The 16676-nt window shown below is 42.2% G+C and carries 16 protein-coding genes; 7 read left to right on the top strand and 9 right to left on the bottom strand.

What is annotated here, in order from left to right; translation table 11 throughout:
- Positions 1 to 61: 61 nt before the first annotated feature.
- The gene (locus tag NSQ36_RS09250) at positions 62 to 1081 is read left to right on the top strand and encodes an LLM class flavin-dependent oxidoreductase (RefSeq protein ID WP_106028836.1); all 1020 of its coding nucleotides are present in this window, start codon (positions 62 to 64) and stop codon (positions 1079 to 1081) included.
- Positions 1082 to 1119: 38 nt separating this feature from the next.
- Here the strand turns inward: NSQ36_RS09250 and NSQ36_RS09245 are convergent, their stop codons facing one another.
- Entirely contained in the window at positions 1120 to 1740 is a 621-nt protein-coding gene (locus tag NSQ36_RS09245) for an acetate uptake transporter (protein WP_339207299.1), read from the bottom strand.
- A gap of 143 nt (positions 1741 to 1883) precedes the next feature.
- Here NSQ36_RS09245 and NSQ36_RS09240 point away from each other — a divergent pair, with 143 nt between their 5' ends.
- Complete coding sequence (locus NSQ36_RS09240; protein ID WP_335350055.1) at positions 1884 to 2705, top strand: uroporphyrinogen-III synthase; 822 nt, start codon at positions 1884 to 1886, stop codon at positions 2703 to 2705.
- 40 nt (positions 2706 to 2745) lie between these two features.
- On the opposite strand, the gene NSQ36_RS09235 is transcribed toward NSQ36_RS09240, so the two are convergent.
- Entirely contained in the window at positions 2746 to 3348 is a 603-nt protein-coding gene (locus NSQ36_RS09235; RefSeq protein ID WP_003211157.1) for a DedA family protein, read from the bottom strand.
- A gap of 290 nt (positions 3349 to 3638) precedes the next feature.
- On the opposite strand from NSQ36_RS09235, the gene NSQ36_RS09230 reads away from it, so the two are divergent.
- Together NSQ36_RS09230 and NSQ36_RS09225 are read left to right on the top strand one after the other, a co-directional pair.
- Positions 3639 to 3869 carry an excisionase family DNA-binding protein gene (locus tag NSQ36_RS09230; protein WP_050944821.1) on the top strand — a complete coding sequence of 77 codons (231 nt, stop codon included), beginning with the start codon at positions 3639 to 3641 and terminating at the stop codon, positions 3867 to 3869.
- A 20-nt stretch (positions 3870 to 3889) separates the two neighbouring features.
- Positions 3890 to 4870 (top strand): hypothetical protein, encoded by a 981-nt coding sequence (locus NSQ36_RS09225; protein WP_339207295.1) that lies wholly within the window; start codon positions 3890 to 3892, stop codon positions 4868 to 4870.
- Positions 4871 to 4882: 12 nt separating this feature from the next.
- Here NSQ36_RS09225 and NSQ36_RS09220 read toward each other — a convergent pair whose 3' ends face one another.
- The 6 genes from NSQ36_RS09220 to NSQ36_RS09195 all read right to left on the bottom strand — a co-directional run bounded on the left by NSQ36_RS09220 (position 4883) and on the right by NSQ36_RS09195 (position 12614).
- Positions 4883 to 5983, bottom strand: a complete 1101-nt coding sequence (locus NSQ36_RS09220; protein WP_253622523.1) for a Ger(x)C family spore germination protein — start codon at positions 5981 to 5983, stop codon at positions 4883 to 4885.
- On the bottom strand, positions 5980 to 7080 hold the full coding sequence (locus NSQ36_RS09215) for a GerAB/ArcD/ProY family transporter (protein WP_339207292.1): 1101 nt from the start codon (positions 7078 to 7080) through the stop codon (positions 5980 to 5982). Before NSQ36_RS09215 ends, NSQ36_RS09220 begins: the two co-directional genes overlap by 4 nt.
- A gap of 12 nt (positions 7081 to 7092) precedes the next feature.
- Complete coding sequence (locus tag NSQ36_RS09210; protein WP_095117940.1) at positions 7093 to 8580, bottom strand: spore germination protein; 1488 nt, start codon at positions 8578 to 8580, stop codon at positions 7093 to 7095.
- A gap of 73 nt (positions 8581 to 8653) precedes the next feature.
- On the bottom strand, positions 8654 to 9997 hold the full coding sequence (locus NSQ36_RS09205; protein ID WP_339207289.1) for a (Fe-S)-binding protein: 1344 nt from the start codon (positions 9995 to 9997) through the stop codon (positions 8654 to 8656).
- Entirely contained in the window at positions 9994 to 11403 is a 1410-nt protein-coding gene (gene glcD, locus NSQ36_RS09200; protein WP_339207287.1) for a glycolate oxidase subunit GlcD, read from the bottom strand. The genes NSQ36_RS09205 and glcD overlap by 4 nt, the downstream gene beginning before the upstream one ends.
- Before the next feature lie 77 nt (positions 11404 to 11480).
- Positions 11481 to 12614, bottom strand: a complete 1134-nt coding sequence (locus NSQ36_RS09195; protein WP_339207285.1) for a sugar diacid recognition domain-containing protein — start codon at positions 12612 to 12614, stop codon at positions 11481 to 11483.
- A 125-nt stretch (positions 12615 to 12739) separates the two neighbouring features.
- Here NSQ36_RS09195 and NSQ36_RS09190 point away from each other — a divergent pair, with 125 nt between their 5' ends.
- A complete protein-coding gene (locus NSQ36_RS09190; RefSeq protein WP_106035446.1) occupies positions 12740 to 13318 on the top strand; it encodes a branched-chain amino acid aminotransferase in 579 nt (192 codons plus the stop codon).
- Positions 13319 to 13338: 20 nt separating this feature from the next.
- On the opposite strand, the gene NSQ36_RS09185 is transcribed toward NSQ36_RS09190, so the two are convergent.
- Positions 13339 to 14100, bottom strand: coding sequence for a DeoR/GlpR family DNA-binding transcription regulator (locus NSQ36_RS09185; RefSeq protein ID WP_137055659.1), 762 nt, complete (start codon positions 14098 to 14100; stop codon positions 13339 to 13341).
- A gap of 122 nt (positions 14101 to 14222) precedes the next feature.
- Between NSQ36_RS09185 and NSQ36_RS09180 the strand changes: the two genes are divergently transcribed.
- Entirely contained in the window at positions 14223 to 15029 is an 807-nt protein-coding gene (locus NSQ36_RS09180) for a tyrosine-protein phosphatase (RefSeq protein WP_050944829.1), read from the top strand.
- Positions 15030 to 15053: 24 nt separating this feature from the next.
- Positions 15054 to 16595, top strand: coding sequence for a family 10 glycosylhydrolase (locus NSQ36_RS09175; protein ID WP_339207283.1), 1542 nt, complete (start codon positions 15054 to 15056; stop codon positions 16593 to 16595).
- Positions 16596 to 16676 lie beyond the last annotated feature (81 nt).

The following is a 16676-nucleotide window of genomic DNA, read 5'->3' as shown; positions in this document are numbered from 1 at the left end:
ATGTTATGGTGTTGAAAGTATGAAACTAGTATGATTTTTGACAGAAATGGGGACATCATTTATGAGTCAATCAGTTTTACAGCGTACAGCTTATTCCGTTTTAAATTTATCCTCTGTGACAGAAGGAGGCTCCATTAAGGAATCTTTTGAACATAGTATGGATTTAGCAAAAAAGGCGGAGAAGTGGGGTTATCATAGATACTGGCTGGCAGAACACCATAATATGGAAGGTGTTGCAAGTTCAGCAACGTCCGTTTTAATTGGGTATATTGCTGGCGGAACCGAAAAAATTCGAGTAGGATCTGGTGGAATTATGCTGCCAAACCACTCTTCACTTGTCATTGCTGAACAATTCGGCACACTTGAGACATTATATCCGGGGAGAATTGATTTAGGTCTTGGCAGAGCACCAGGGACAGATCAGTTAACGGCAAGGGCGCTTAGACGTAATCTTCATAATGGAGAAGATTTCCCTGAGCAGCTAGAAGAACTTCGGCAATATTTTAAACCAACTGGACAGGTCAAAAAACATGTAAGAGCCGTTCCGGGAGAGGGTCTAAACATTCCGATTTGGCTGCTTGGTTCAAGCGGTTTTAGCGCAAGACTTGCAGGAGAGCTTGGATTGCCATTTGCCTTTGCGGCACATTTTTCACCTAAAAATACAATTCCTGCTTTAGAGTTGTATAGACAGTCATTTAGACCTTCTGATGTGTTGAAAGAGCCTTATGCCATGGTGGGGGTGACAGCTTTTGCTGCAGATCAAACAGAGCGGGCTGAATATTTGGCAACCTCTCATTATCAGCGGTTTTTGAGTCTCATTCGAAATACTCCAGGAAAACTCAAAGCGCCTGTCGACAGTATGGACGGCCTTTGGAGTCCATATGAAAAAGCGATGGTGGATGAACAATTAAGTTCGACAATGATCGGGGATAAAGAAAAGGTGAAAAAAGAATTGGAAGCCTTTGTTGAAGCTACTCAAGCAGACGAAGTGATGATTAATTCGGATATGTTTGACCATCAAGAAAGAATGCGTTCATATGAAATCATCAGCGAGATCTTCCAAGAGGCACAAGAAAAATAAACATAAAAAAGAACTGCACAAAGCAGTTCTTTTTTTACTTATGCTTTTGTAAAAATACGAAATGGTTGTCCAATTGGCAGTACAGTACGGCCAAAATGAGTATTGAGAACAACTGCTGCTGAACCATAAAAAGAAAGCAGGGAAATGATCAATTCTGCAATACCGGCAATGGTATGAGTCACATCGTATATCACACCAAATGAGCTTAGGGAAAGACCAAGGAATAAGAAATCAATAAAGACGAAAATCAAAAATAATACTTTATGTGTTTCCATTGCACCAATCGTCATAAACAAGCTGAAAATTAAATATCCGATAAACGCAAAACCTAGTTGTTTTGGATCTGCTGCTTCCGCAAGCGTTTTCCCAAAAACGCCCGCTTGAATGAGCCAAGTCGTACCAACGCCCATCCAAAAAAGACCGAATGCGCCAAAGGCAGTGGCTCCAAAAATATTTTGATGCTTTGAATCTTGTATGGACGCGATCAGCTGCGCGATGCCTCCAAGGAAGATAGCCCAAGGTAAAATAAGGGAAGTGCCATCTGTAATTCCTAGTTTTTGTGAGGACGCAACGAGCGTCACCATTGCTAAACCAAACAAACCAAGTGGTGTTGGGTCTGCAATTGATAATCGATAAGCTTGAACATTCTGTTTTTCCATAATGACCTCCTACAATTTGCACTTACAAAAGATACTCGAATTAGATCGAAACGTCAAGCTCTTTTTTAGTAGACACTTGCAACGTCTTCCAAATAAATCTATATTTAATACATATCAAATGTGATAGAAAAAGAGGGATAAAATTGAGTAAAGGCTTAGCTGGAAAAACGATTGCCATTTGTGGAACGAGAAAAACAGAAGAAATGCGTACACTTGTCGAAAAGCAAGGGGGACAAGCCGTTATTCGTTCTCTTCAAGGAACCGTATTTTTAGCCAAAGAGGAGTTAAAGCCAGGCATTGAAACCTTTGTGAAAAAAGGCGCCGATTGGGTGATTTTAACAACGGGTGTCGGGACTGATACATTAATTGAGAGTGCAGAAGAGCTTCATTTAGGGGAAGAATTTATGCACATTCTATCAAATGCACAGATTGCTTCAAGAGGATACAAAACCTATGCTGCACTCAAAAAACGCGGAATTCAGCCAGACGTATCTGATGAAGATGGAACGGTGCGTGACCTAATCTCAAAGCTTGAAGGCAAAGAGTTTCAAGGCAAACGTGTCATGGTGCAGCTGCACGGAGAAAACGCTCCGGCTCTCATGAAGTTTTTACATGACAAAGGGGCAGATGTATTGCCGCTTTTACCTTATCAGCACACACCACCTGAACCAGAAGCCGCAGAAACATTGCTTCAAGAAATGAAAGATGGAAAAGTCCAAGCCGTCTGTTTTACAACCGCTGTTCAGGTGCACGCCTTTTTCACACTAGCGGCAAAATGGGGAAGAAAAGAAGAACTCCAAGCGCTATTCGAGCAGCAAGTACTGGCAGTAGCTGTTGGAAAAGTCACAGCTGAAGCTTTAAAAGAAGAGGGAATTGACCGGATTCTCGCCCCGTCACTTGAGAGAATGGGTGCAATGATTATGGAATTATCCCAATATATGAAAAAACAATCCTTACACTCATAGAAAAAACGCCTTTCACTAGATCAGTGGAAGGCGTTTTTCATTAGATTGTCCTTTTTCGGTTCGTACGAATTTTTTTAAAGACGAAATAGAGAACGATCAGGCCGATCGCAATGGCCATAATTGGGGTTGTATAAGCGTGAGCAACACTTTGAATGTGATCCCATTTTGTCCCGAGCTGCATGCCAAGATAAATAAACAAGATAGACCAAGGGATGGCAGCTAGTCCTGTCAAGAGGACAAATTTTAAAAAAGGCATTTTGGCAATACCGGCTGGAATGGAGATGGCATGGCGGACAACAGGAATAAAGCGCGCTGTAAACACCACACCGGTTCCATATCGATCAAACCAGCGCTCTGCAGTGGCGATATGATGTTCATGGATGAATAAGTATTTTCCGTACTTTGTTAAAAAAGGTCTTCCGCCATAAAGACCGATCCAGTATATAAAACACTGTGCGAGCGTACCTCCGATGACGCCGGCGATAACAGCTCCAACAAAACCGATTGTTCCTGTTGACACCATATATCCGCCATAAGCAAGAACAATTTCGCTCGGAATGATTTCAATCATCAGACCTAGTGCTACACCTACATAACCAAGGCTTGTCAGCCAAGTTAAAATTTCATTAAACAAGGTTCCCATTCATTTCACTCTGCCTTTAAATACGAATTTTCTTCAAGCATCCATATAAAAGCCTATGCTTGTTTTGTTTCTCTCATGAGTCTGCTTTCCGCTTACCTCTCTGAAGGTCAAACCGAAAAACGCCCATCTAGCAAACTTTATCATACCATATTTGCTCGCACCTAGACGATCTACTTGCTGAACACTTGTTATCATGATATCAGGAAAGAAAATATGAACAGGCGGCTTCCGTTTTTTTCAACAGATCATGATATAATTTGTTAGATGAAACGAACGGGTGGTGCATAAACATGTATTTAACAATCGAAGAAACAGCTGAATACTTAGAAGTATCAGAGGCGTATATTGAGAAATTAATTCAGCAAAAAAAGATCCGTTTTGTATTTGACGGAGAATCATATCTCATTTATCAAGGACAGTTTCAAACGCATATGAAGCAGCTTGAACAATACAAAGAGCTCGTCCAAGAGATTTTAAATGAACCGATTCCTGAAGATCCAGATGTAAAGGATGAAGATTAGATTCAAAGGAAGTGAATGGAGTGGAAAAAGTCGTCTTATGTGAAGCCTGTCAAAAAAACGCAATGAATGTGGTAGAAGATACTGATGAACCGAAACAACCTTATCAATTATGTCAGCCGTGTCACAAGAGACTACTCAACAATTCTTTACGACCGATTGAATGGTATAACTTAGCCGTTCTCCATTCTCCTAAACAATTTTTACTGCATGATGACTTTTATGGAGAGGATGGACAGGCTTTGGATGGTGTCATCGTCACCAAAGAAGATAAAGCCCCCACATTACAAGACGTGCGGCAAGATTTGGCGTCTTTAATAGACTTCTCAATTACTAGGTGGTTTCTTGAGGATGATGTCATTGATGCGCTGAAACAGCATGATCAGCAAAGGACCTTAGACTCTGTTCAAAGCCGGTTTGAGGAAACTCAGCATATCGAAGTGAAATCACGCATGTTAGAAATCGTGGCTGATGTTTTAGGTACATCTGCCGTTGGGTGGGTAAGGGAACTGGTGAATCAGGCTGACGAAGAATTTCTTTATCCACTTTCTTGGGCAGCGGCCAGCAGTTTGCCCGAAGATGAAGGTTTACAACATGTGATAGAGAAATTGAAATCGATCAGTGAAAAAGAATTACCGACAGCTGCTTTTATCTGTCTGTACCGTTTCCACTCTAACAAAGTATTAAATTGGATGGAGGTCACTTGCACTCATTTTCACGTTCATTGGGGAAGGCTGGCAGCTTTAAGCTGTCCAACCTGGGATAGAATGAAAACATGGCTAGACAAAGGAAGACCTTTCAGTTTAATTGCCCTTGAAACAATGACACACTGTGCTAAAGGGAATAGACCGGTCCTTGTGGAACAATGTTCACCTAAGATCCTTCACACAGATAAAAGTGAAGTAGAGAACACGTTAAATGACTATCTTCAAAAAGACTGCGTTCCAAGAGTCAAAACGAACGTGTCTACCATATTGAACAACAAAGAAGATATTTTCAAATAATTTCCAATTCCTTTATTGACTGACACCAGTTTGCACAATTTTCATATGGCATTTAACTTGTACATCCGCATCAGGATAGATTTCCTTCCATTTTTCTGGTGTCATAGCTTTGTCTTTTGATCGATACCTTAAGCCTAGCCCAAGCGGATCAATATGTTGCTTTTTAAAGGACTGAACAAGGTCTTGTCCTTGCTGGGCGACACGTTTTTCAACTTCTTTTTCGACATGGTCCAATATATTCGGTTTATCAATTTTCTTGGATTTCATGAATTCTTTTAATTCGCCCTTCAGCTTGATATCAATCGTGATATGAGGCTTTTTTGTTAGGTTATTCGTTGGTTTGATCTGGTAGGACACATGTGATTTGATATTTTCAATGACGACATGGGTCTTTCCTTGATCAGCCAATTGAAACTCGTAGATACCATTTTTATGATTTTCAATCATCGCTTTAAATGTAAACGTGTCTTCTCCAGGGATATGACCGACCATTTTTTCCTGATCAAACAGAGCAACTCCTGTGACTTTAATGGCGTTGCTAGTTTTCTTGATGTAAGGCAGGTAAGCATCGACTCCTTTTGCCAGCATCTGATTCATGAAAATATGCTGATTAGTGACAGGTTGATTGCCATTTCGCATATTTTGGGACAACAGATCAGAGAGATACACACCTATATTTAAGTTCGTTTGATTCATTTTTGTATATAATAAATCTTCAACTTCTCCGCCTACAATCGCAAACACTTGGCGTGAACCAATGATAGGATCACGATAAATGTAATTCATTAAATCGATCATGCCGACTTCCTTTGCTAATTTTTCACTGACTAAAATAACGAGCACCTGACCCATGACGACTGGAAAAGGTGATTTTTCTGATACGAGAAACTGAATATTACTAATGGTATTTGACCTTGCGCTTAATATTTGATAACTTCCTTGCTCCTCACTTTTAAAGACAGGGAAGACAAAGAAGCCCTTCATTTCTCCATCTTCGATTAAATCAAATCCTGCCGCCTGAGAGATATTTAATTCATCTAAAAGGCGAGGCTGTGCACAGCTAGTTAAGAAGAGACTAAACAACATGAGACCCGTGAGTATATAACGTTTCATGCTCGTTTTTTCACCCACCTTTTTTTCAACATCAGTCCAATAACCATACAGACAATCAAGCCATATACAAGAAAGTATCCGCTATATTCCACCCATTGGTTAAAGGTTTCAAAAGAAGTCGCCCCCGTAAAAAATGAAAACATGACCAGAATGAGGATGCTGAGCGCGATGAACGTGACGCGCTGGCTTGTATGAAGCACTTGTTTTGCCATTCGGCTCGCGGCCCACAGTGGAATCGCGATATTCGGAATGATTAAAAGCAGCCAAAGAGACACTTCGATAAATTCAAAGCGCTGGATAAACGGGAGCTTCACAATGCTTGTTAACGTTAACGTCGGCCATTTTGTTAATTTAAGCTGAGCACTTGAGTAATACGCAATGGAGACGAGAAAGACGAGTAAATTTAAGCATGTCGTAAATAATGACCCCATGTGAGCAAATTTTTGAGACGTCTGCGCATGTTTAATAAAGGGATAATAGACAAGCAGTGTGCCAAAACCAAACATGGATAATGAAGCATCTTTGACTCCCATCAACAGCTGCGAAAATGTATGATCAAACATCGGGAACATGAAACGAATGTGACTATATTTCATGGCATAAAAACAAATAAACGTCATCCAATACGTCAGTACAATACTAAAAAATGCCCATCCAGCAATCGTTCTAAACCCGCCGGTATGAATGTAATACACGAGCAGCAGAAGTACAGACGCAAACAATAGACCAGGAATTTCTTTAAACAGCCATACATGGATCACATCCATATAATGGACGAGAACGGTCAACGACAAAGAAGCAAAATATAAGATATAGAGAATGTTGAATAATTGCCCAACCCACTTGCCAAATACATATTGCGTGATATCACCAAATTCATCCGAAGGGGCCTTTTTAAACATCATGTACATAAGAAAGATCATGACATTGACACTGAAGCCAGAAATCAGAATGGCGATCCATCCATCATTATTCATAGAACGAACAAGGTTTGTTTGAAAGTTTAAAATGCCAACACCAACTTGATTAGCATTAACGAGAAAAAACACAAAAAAAGGGGAAACTTGAAATTTCTCTTTTACAGAAGAAGAACTCATGCTTTCACTTCCTTATTCATAAAAATCATTTTTCCCCTTACGGCCTTGCTTAGGCTTTTGCCGATGGATGGTTTCATTTTGCGGGCGTAAATTTTCCGGTCTTTTATTCAAAAAACGAAGCTGAGGGCGAATCAAACTGCCCTTTAGATCTGTCAGGCGCAGCGGAAAAATAGGCTCTAGATACGGACGTCCAATAGACGTTAATTTCATTAAATGGGTGAGAAGGAATGATCCCATTACTGCAATACCTAATGCACCCCACACCTGTGCCGCAAGTAGAAAGGGAAATCTCAGCAGCCGAATGGCACTGCCCATTTTGTAAATAGGGGTGACAAATGAGGCAAGAGCAGAAAGGGCAACAATAATGAGTAAAATATTACTTGTTAATCCTGCTGCCACAGCAGCCTGTCCAATGACAATCCCTCCAACAATCCCGAGCGTCTGACCGACTTTAGCCGGAAGCCTCGAACCCGCTTCTCTTAGTAATTCAATCGAAATCTCTAAAAATAGCGCCTCAATGATTGGAGGAAATGGAACCAGATAGCGGGAGGCCACAATGGTTTCTAATAAGTCTTTTGGAATTAGCTCATAATGAAACGTTAAAACGGCTACATATAAAGGTGTCGCAAAAATGGAAAATATCACAGCAAATATGCGTAACAGCCTAAAGCAAGAAGCCGCAATCCACGACATATTGTAGTCTTCCATAGTGGAAAAATACTCAAGTAAAATCGTCGGGGCAAGCAAGACATGAGGCGAGCCATCCACTAATATGGCAATTTTCCCTTCTGATAAACCTGAAGAGACGCGGTCGGGTCTTTCTGTATTTAAAAACAACGGAAAGATCGTATTGGACACATCATAAAGCATCTGTGCAAGGTAATTTGCATCTAAAATTTGATCAAAATCAATGTCTTCAATACGCTGGAGAACGGTTTCAATGTTTGTCGGATTAGCAATCTCTTCAATATATAACACCGCTACTTTTGTTTGCGAAAGCGTGCCAACCGTCTTTTCTGACACTTTTAGGTTCGGTGTCGGCAGCCGCCGTCTGACCAAATTTAAATTGGTATCCAAAACCTCCACAAATGCTTCCTGTGCACTAATAATGCCAAATTCTATCTCGGGCGGACCTACTTGTCTGCCTTTCTTTTCTTCAATCGGGATCAGAAGCGCTTTGCCCCAATCCGTTTCGAGCCGAATGGCCAAGTTACCTAAATGAAGCGCTTTTTCCACTTCCTGAAGATCGGTCGTGATGACGGACTGTTCAATGGGAATTCGTTCTTTCAGCTCCTCAAGAGTAGGGGTGAGATGTAATTCTTTCATGCAGGGCAAAATTTGTTCATGGAGTAGATGCCCATTAATTAAAGAACGAAAAAAAGAAATTCGATAAAGAAACCCTTCACTTCGTGACAACTCGTTTGTAAAATCAGAGGAACGTGACAATGCCTCAAATACTGAATTTGGGTCCTTTTGATGTTGTTTGTTTTTCTTCAGCACTTGAACCATCTCCTTCCGCAATTTGCCTCTATTATCCAACCAATTGCCGGAAGATATGCATGAAAAAAAGCGTTCAGCTTGATGTGCTGGACGCTTCTTTTCCATATTGAACCGCTTCTAATAAAAAATCTACGAGATGAACAGCACGCATGCTGTTCGATTGTCCTGAACGTTTGATACCTGCTGCCATTTGCAGCTGGCAGCCTGGATTGGACGTGACAATAGCAGTCGCAGCTGTTTGACTAGCTTCTGTCATTTTATGATCTAAAATTTGCATCGACATTTGTGGCTGCAAGATATTATAAATTCCGGCGGATCCGCAGCAGCGGTCGGCATCCTTCATTTCTTTAAATGATACCCCTTGAATTGCCTTCATGAGCACCCTTGGCGCTTGCTGTACACCCATTCCGTTCCGCAAATGACAGGAATCTTGATAGGTGATGACTTGCTCTGGCAAAGCAAGCGGCGTACGGCCGTGAAATTCCAGCTCCACGAGAATGTCTGATATATCCGTGATTTTCTGTGAGAAGGCTTCACCTCGCTTTTGAAAAGACGGATCATCCTTTAGTAAATGATCATAATCACTTAAAAAGGCACCACATCCGCCCGCATTCATGACAATGGCATCTGCCTCAACCTCCTCAAATGCTTCAATATTCCGCCTTGCTAGCTCTTTCGCTTGCTCTTTTTCTCCACTATGACCATGAAGTGCACCGCAGCACGTCTGAACAGGAGGGACGACAACGTCACAGCCGGCCAGCTGCAAAAGCTGGATGGTTGCTTCGTTTGTGCTGGAAAAAACGGTGTCCATTAAACAGCCAGTAAAAAAGGCGACACGCTTTCTTGCTGTGCCAATGGCCTTGTATTCTAACGCACGGTTTTTTTGTTGACGCGGCACCTTTGGAAGGGCCTCTTCCATCAGCTGTAAATGCGGCGGAAGTACCTTTAGCATGCCTGACTTGCGGGCGGCCGTTTGCAGACCAGAGGTTTGATAAAATCGCAGTAGTCCAGCCGCTTGACGCATTCGGCTTTGGGAAGGAAAGAGTCCTTTAAACACAACACGTCTCACAAATTTGACAGGAAGAGATTGTTTTTTGTGCTGCTGAATGATGTCTCTTGCATCCTCAAGTAAACGTCCATATTTGACGCCTGAGGGGCAAACCGGTTCACATGCACGGCAGCCAAGACAAAGGTTCAATGAATGTTCGACGTCTTCATCAGGCTCAATCACGCCGTCTCTTACCGCCTTCATTAAAGCAATTCGGCCGCGGGGTGAGTGCGTTTCTTGTTGACCGGATTCAATATAAGTAGGGCAGGAAGGGAGGCAGAAGCCGCAGCGCATGCAATTGAGCAGCTCCTTTTCGTCCATTTGCTGTTGAAATGTTTGCTGAATCTTTGTTTGTTTAGAGGAATTCATGAGACCACCACTCGCTTCCTTGCCGCTTTTCCAAACACCTTATCAGGATTCATGATATTTGCTGGATCTAGCGCTTGTTTGATCGCTTTCATTGCAGCGATTCCTTCTTTTTTGACCTTTAGCTCCAAATAGGGGGCTTTCATTAGACCCACACCATGCTCACCCGTAATGGTGCCACCAAGGGAGACTGCTTTTTCAAAAATGGCCTGAAATGCTTCTTCAACCCGCTTCATTTCTTCTTCATTTCTTGCATCAGTTGCACAAGTAGGATGCAGATTTCCGTCACCTGCATGACCAAATGTACAGATTTTCACGTCGTACTCTCTCGCAATGTCTTCGATCGCGCGCACCATGTTCGCAATTTCAGAACGGGGCACTGTGGCATCTTCTAAAATGGTCGTAGGGCTTAAACGGGCGAGGGCAGATAAAGCGGCTCGCCTCGCTGTTAAAAGGGCACTTGCTTCTTCTTCAGAGTGTGCGATATTCACTTCTTTTGCACCGTGCTGCTGACAAACCTTTGCAATGCTTTGCATATCACGGGAAACAGCCTCAGGATTGCCGTCCTGTTCGATTAATAGCACCGCTTGAACGTCAGTCGGCAGGCCGATTTTGGCAAAGTCTTCGACGACTTCTAGTGTCGGCTGATCCATAAATTCTAACGTGGCGGGGATGATACGCTCTGCAATAATCGCCGAAACTGATGCAGCTGCTTCCTCAAGGCTTTCATATAAACAAAGCATCGTTTGTTTAGTTTCTGGAAGCGGCAAAAGCTTCAGCGTGGCTTCAGTGACAATTCCGAGCGTTCCTTCTGATCCAACAAATAAACGGGTCATATCATACCCGGCCACGTCCTTTGCGAGCTTGCCGCCCGTTTTGATGATGTCACCGTTTGGCAGAACCACTTCAAGTCCAAGTACATAATCTCTCGTCACACCATATTTTAACCCCCGGAGCCCACCTGAATTTTCATTAATATTGCCGCCTAACGTCGAAATTTTCATCGAGCTTGGGTCTGGTGGATAGAAAAGGCCTCTTGCCTCTACTTGGTGAATGAGTTCCTGTGTGATCAAACCAGGCTGGACCGTTGCAGTCAGGTTTTCTTCGTCAATTTCGATGAATTGGTTCATTCTTGTAAACAACATCACAAGTCCGCCTTGTGTAGGACAGGTGCCTGCACAAAGGTTCGTACCGGATCCTCTTGGCACAATCGGCACCTTATATGAGGCGCAGAGCCGAACAATTTGCTGGATCTCCTCAGCCGCGTGCGGGCTTACGATGACATCTGGCATATGCTGAAAATTAGGCGTTGCATCATAAGAATAAGCAAGCCGGTCTGCCTTGCTGCCCTGTACATAAGACGCCCCGACAATCTCTTTTAATTGACTTGAAAATTCAGAATTCAACATGTATATTCACTCCTACTGATTAGACATACCGTTTCTTTCAGTATAAAAAAAGAATCGCCTCATGCCTATGGACGATTCTACAAAATATCGGGCTTCTCGCCTCGTTTATTTGGATGATGATCTAATAGCATCAAGGCTAAATAAAAGAGCATCGCATCCTGCATGCGTTTCGGATCAAGTGTCGTTAAATCTTGGATACGTTTTAGCCTGTAATGCAGTGTATTGATATGTACGTGCATCGCTTCCGCAGTATATTTCAATGAGCAATCTGACGTCATGAGTACACGCAATGTTTTCACTAGTTCAGGGTAGGGGAGAAGCGGGACAATCGTTCGATCAAGGAACACTTCTTTTGTTTCCTGACTCACTTCTTCTATAAAAAGTTCAAGTGTTAAATCCTCATCAAACACAATCGGTGTATCTGCATTCGCCATTTTTAAAGCACGAAAGGCTTGATGAAATGATTGCTTCATCATCTGTCCAGCTGCAGGTTTTCCCGCACCTATCAAAACCTTTGACTTAGGATGTGCGGTGAGCGCAGCATGGATGTGAAAAAGACGCTGCCGCAAAGTATCACGGTCATTTGCCGAGGTTTGTAGCATGAGCAAAAAGCGGGCATGTCCCCAGCGGACGATCATTTCCTGATTGGTGAGATGCAGCATTTCCTTCACTTTTTTGTATTGATCCTGCTTCATAAACGATTCATCGTGACAATCAATGAGGACGACCGCACGCTGCTTATTGATATCAAGCTGAAGCCGCGCTGCTTTTTCAGTGAGATCGATGGCTGTCTCTGGCAGATGAAGCCAGTCGAACACAAACGCTTCAAGCTGCCGTTCATCGGTTTCCGTTTCTAGAAAAAATTCATGTTCTTGAATAAGCAATTCGGTCATTTTTCTTAATATTTCGCCAAATGGAGAGACATGGACGGGATCTCCTGTCATCCCAATCACACCAATGACCTCTTGCTTAAAATAAATAGGCAGATTGATGCCAGCTTTGACCCCTTTCATTCGTTGCTCATCATCCTTTGTAAGGATTCGTTTTTGTCCTTCAAAGGATGTCAAATATGCCCCTTCATGAAATTGACCAATGCGCGCTGGATCTGTTGCCGCTATGATGGTGCCGTTTGTTTGTGTAATGATGATTTCCTCAGTCAGCACCTTTTTGACCTCGTCTACGATTTTTTCTGCCAATGTCATTGTGAGCAAAACGTACCCCTCCGAGATGTATCTTTTGACACTATCATACCATCATATGCTGAGTCATATCTTTCTTTTCATGAGTTATGCTAAAATAATACACGCACGTGAAGGAGAAGAAAGGAGACATAGCCATGTCGCTACAAAATCGCTTACAAGATTTATTGAAAGAAGGACAAGCGCTGACAGACTTTGAATATGACGAAGCGGCGCGCTACAATTGGCCTTTAGAGGGTGCAAGAATAAAGGAAGAGGCACGCTTTAGCGATGTATATATAGAGCGTGTAGACAAAGAATCCGAGGACATGATTCAATCAGAGGGCGCCTCATTTCTAAACACACCGCTTACATATGTAAAACAACATCAAAAAGAATTCATTTATATCGAATCAAAGTGGTTTGATGTGGTGAGAGTCGATGGATTAGCCATTGAATGGGACGAAGTATTTCAAACGTATACCGTGTTATTCGGCTTCAAACGTCCTAAAAAAGACACAGGCATTCTAAAGGACATGCTGGCTTCATTAAATGGTGCGCAGCTTCAATTTAATGGGCAAGACGGCTTGTTTGATGTGAATTTACAGCTTCTTGAGCTTGAGGACATCCATGAAGATATGCCCTTTATTGAAGTCATCTCAGCCGTGTACCGCTTTTTATTCCGCTTGATCATGCAGCTTGAAATGAATGAATCAAACAACGGCTCAAATTCCTGAGCCGTTGTTTTGTGATCCATCTATTTTGATGAAGGCGTGACAAACCGTACATCATGCTCTTTTCCATATTGAAGATAATCTTCACTTGGCTGTTTATTCGTCACGACGACATCAAGATCTTGCAAATGACAAAATGTGGTCAAAGCGTAATGATTAAATTTACTATCATCCACTAATAAAAACGTTTTGGCACTTTTTTCAACAACCGTCTTTTTAATATCCGTTTCAAGCGGGGACGAATTCGTGACGCCGTGATCAATGGATAAACCAGTTGATGCGATAAAGGCTTTATTGACATTGTAAGCTTTCAAACGCTCTACACTTTGATAGCCAACGAATGAATTCGTTTTTCTCTCAAGCATCCCGCCGGTGGAAAAGATAGTGAGATTCTCATAAGGCATCGCCTGTGTGATGAAATCTACATTATTGGTCACAACAGTCACCTGTTTCTCAGTCAAATAGGGAAGCATCTCAAGTGTTGTCGTACCAGAATCAACAAAAATCATATCCCCATTTTCCACAAAAGCAGCTGCTGTTTGACCAATCAATTGCTTTTTACTCAGCTGATGGGTCTTTCGCTCCTGATATACTACTAATGTTGAATGATTCACAGCCACTCCGCCATATACTTTTTTGAGCACGCCGGACTCGACCAATGCTTGTACATCTCGGCGTATCGTGTTTTTTGAAACGCCAAAATGCGCCACAAGCTCATCCAGTGAGGCAGATTCCCGGTCAAACACATACTCTTTGATTTGCTGAATCCGTTTTGTTTTGATCATGCTACATTTCTCCAATCCAACCGTATGTCCTTTTTCCATTATACCAAATGGCTTCTCTTTTCCCCATCTCGATAAAAGCGTATGATAGAGAAAAGAACGTAACGGAAAGGACTTTCACTTCTATGAATCAATCAAACAACCCATTTTCAAAGCTTGCGAATTTTAGAGAAGTAGGGGGACTTCACACAACAGATGAAATGGTGATCAGGGAGGGGATGATTTATCGATCCGCAGATTTGTCCCGTCTGACGAAACAAGATATCGAGACGTTTTCGACCCTTGGGATTCAAACTGTTTGCGATCTCCGTACAGCCTCAGAACGCAAATCACATCCGCCAAAGATCAAGGAACATAACAAAATCGTCCATATTCCCATGCATCCTGACAGTAAGATGCCAAGTAAATGGACCATGTTTCGTATGCTGGTAGCAGAAGGGAAATCTTTCACTTTCACACCGATTATGAAGGATTTATATCAAAGCATGCTCACAGAGCGTAAAGAAGAAATTCAGCAACTGTTCACACTTCTTTCAGATAAAAGCAATTACCCGCTGATGCTTCACTGCACAAGCGGTAAGGACCGGACAGGCTTTTTATCTGCCCTCATTCAATTAGCAGCAGGTGTACCGATGTCTGCCGTTTTAAGTGAATACATGCGCTCTAACGAAGGGGTGAAAATGCTTGTCAGAAGGCAGCAGCGATTTGTCCGGATGATGAGTTTATATCGGGTATCAAAAGAGCAAATTCAGCCGCTTCTCGGTGTGCAGCAAGATTATCTGGAAGATGTGCTAAACGAAATGATGGAGACATACGGGAGTGCAGAGCGGTATTTAATCGAGGCTTGCGACATACCTGAAGCCCAGCTCAAGGAAATGAAAAACATCCTGCTGACACCATCTGCTGGCATTCGATCTCAAAAAGCGGAATAAACTGATGATGAGGTGATGCAAAAAATGGTGAAAAAGATCTGTATGACGTGTCTAACACTAATTTTAATGTTTGTATTCTTATTGATTCCTTCTAGCAGTCTAGCTCGTCCAATCCCAAAAGGGAAGCTTGAAAGCACAAGAGAGATGCGCGCAGTATGGATCGCATCGGTTTATAATTTAGATTGGCCTTCAAAGAAAGGGCTGCCTGTCAAAGAGCAAAAAGAAGAGTTTATTCATTTGTTAGATGAGATCAAAGCGATGAATATGAATGCCGTGATCATGCAAATTAAACCGACAGCAGATGCCTTTTACCCTTCGGCATACGGGCCGTGGTCCGAATATTTAACCGGCACGCAAGGGAAAGATCCCGGGTATGACCCGCTTGAATTCATGATCGAAGAAGCTCATAAACGCGGGCTCGAATTTCACGCTTGGTTTAACCCGTATCGCATCACAATGAATCATACCGATCTCAGCCGTTTATCAGCCGATCACCCGGCAAAAAAACATCCTGATTGGACCATTGCATACGGAAATCAGCTTTATTTCAATCCAGGCATTCCAAAAGCTCAGAAGTTCATTGTCGGCGGTATAGAAGAAGTCGTGAAAAACTACGATATTGATGCAGTGCATATGGATGATTATTTTTACCCGAATAAAATAGCCGATGTGCCGTTCCCAGATCAAGAAACGTATGAAACATATGGAAAAAAGGCATTTACGCATATAGAAGATTGGCGAAGAGATAATGTGAACCAATTGGTCAAGCAAATCAACGACACCGTGAAGAAAGTAAAGCCGTATGTGAAATTTGGTATTAGCCCATTTGGAGTATGGCGCAACATAAAGGATGACCCGACTGGTTCAAATACCACAGCAGGGATGACCAATTACGATGATTTGTATGCTGATACAAGAGAGTGGATTCAGCAGCATGATATCGATTATGTTACCCCGCAAATTTACTGGAGCATCGGTTTTCAGGCAGCCGCCTATGACGTGCTCACGAAATGGTGGTCAAATGAAGTGAAGGGAGAGCCTGTTCACCTGTACATTGGTCAGGCGACGTATAAAATTAATCAAAACAGTGATCCTGCTTGGTCAGATCCAGAAGAATACTTTCGGCAGATCAAACTAAACAGACAGTCACCTCTCGTACAGGGAAGCATGCACTTTAGCCTAAAGGATATCAACCGTAACCCTTTGAATGTCAAAAATCGATTGATAGAAGACGCCTACCGTAAACCGGCTCTCATTCCAGAAATGCCTTGGCTTCATCAGAATGCGCCAAAAAAACCAATCATTCAATCTATTAAAAAAACAGCAGATGGTGCAGCTTTACAGATCAAAAATGATCCGCAATCTACCGCATCCTATTATGCAGTCTATCGATTGACGACGAAAGGAACATATGAGTTGCTTCAAACTGTTAGAAAAGAAACTGGTACGCTGACATCCGTCAAAGATGATCTTTCAGTTCACCAGAATAAGAGTGTTACTTACAAAGTAACGGCTCTCAATCGTCTTCATCACGAAAGCAAACCTTCTACAAAAAGAGTGAGATAACGAAAAAGCATGAATGAGGATTTTCTTCGTTCATGCTTTTTTCTATTATTTTTGTTTTAATTTTCTGAATTCAGCCAAGCT

The organism is Bacillus sp. FSL W8-1143, from assembly GCF_037965155.1.
Classification (GTDB): Bacteria; Bacillota; Bacilli; order Bacillales; family Bacillaceae; genus Bacillus; species Bacillus pumilus.
This window is presented reverse-complemented; position numbering and strand designations above follow the sequence as displayed.

Excerpts from the sequence above, each read along its gene's own strand:
- NSQ36_RS09190 (WP_106035446.1), top strand. The coding sequence starts at position 12,740 with ATGTCGCTACAAAATCGCTTACAAGATTTATTGAAAGAAGGACAAGCG.
- NSQ36_RS09245 (WP_339207299.1), bottom strand. The coding sequence starts at position 1,740 with ATGGAAAAACAGAATGTTCAAGCTTATCGATTATCAATTGCAGACCCA.
- NSQ36_RS09235 (WP_003211157.1), bottom strand. The coding sequence starts at position 3,348 with ATGGGAACCTTGTTTAATGAAATTTTAACTTGGCTGACAAGCCTTGGT.
- NSQ36_RS09185 (WP_137055659.1), bottom strand. The coding sequence starts at position 14,100 with ATGATCAAAACAAAACGGATTCAGCAAATCAAAGAGTATGTGTTTGAC.
- NSQ36_RS09220 (WP_253622523.1), bottom strand. The coding sequence starts at position 5,983 with ATGAAACGTTATATACTCACGGGTCTCATGTTGTTTAGTCTCTTCTTA.
- glcD (WP_339207287.1), bottom strand. The coding sequence starts at position 11,403 with ATGTTGAATTCTGAATTTTCAAGTCAATTAAAAGAGATTGTCGGGGCG.
- NSQ36_RS09230 (WP_050944821.1), top strand. The coding sequence starts at position 3,639 with ATGTATTTAACAATCGAAGAAACAGCTGAATACTTAGAAGTATCAGAG.
- NSQ36_RS09180 (WP_050944829.1), top strand. The coding sequence starts at position 14,223 with ATGAATCAATCAAACAACCCATTTTCAAAGCTTGCGAATTTTAGAGAA.
- NSQ36_RS09250 (WP_106028836.1), top strand. The coding sequence starts at position 62 with ATGAGTCAATCAGTTTTACAGCGTACAGCTTATTCCGTTTTAAATTTA.
- NSQ36_RS09175 (WP_339207283.1), top strand. The coding sequence starts at position 15,054 with ATGGTGAAAAAGATCTGTATGACGTGTCTAACACTAATTTTAATGTTT.
- NSQ36_RS09205 (WP_339207289.1), bottom strand. The coding sequence starts at position 9,997 with ATGAATTCCTCTAAACAAACAAAGATTCAGCAAACATTTCAACAGCAA.
- NSQ36_RS09215 (WP_339207292.1), bottom strand. The coding sequence starts at position 7,080 with ATGAGTTCTTCTTCTGTAAAAGAGAAATTTCAAGTTTCCCCTTTTTTT.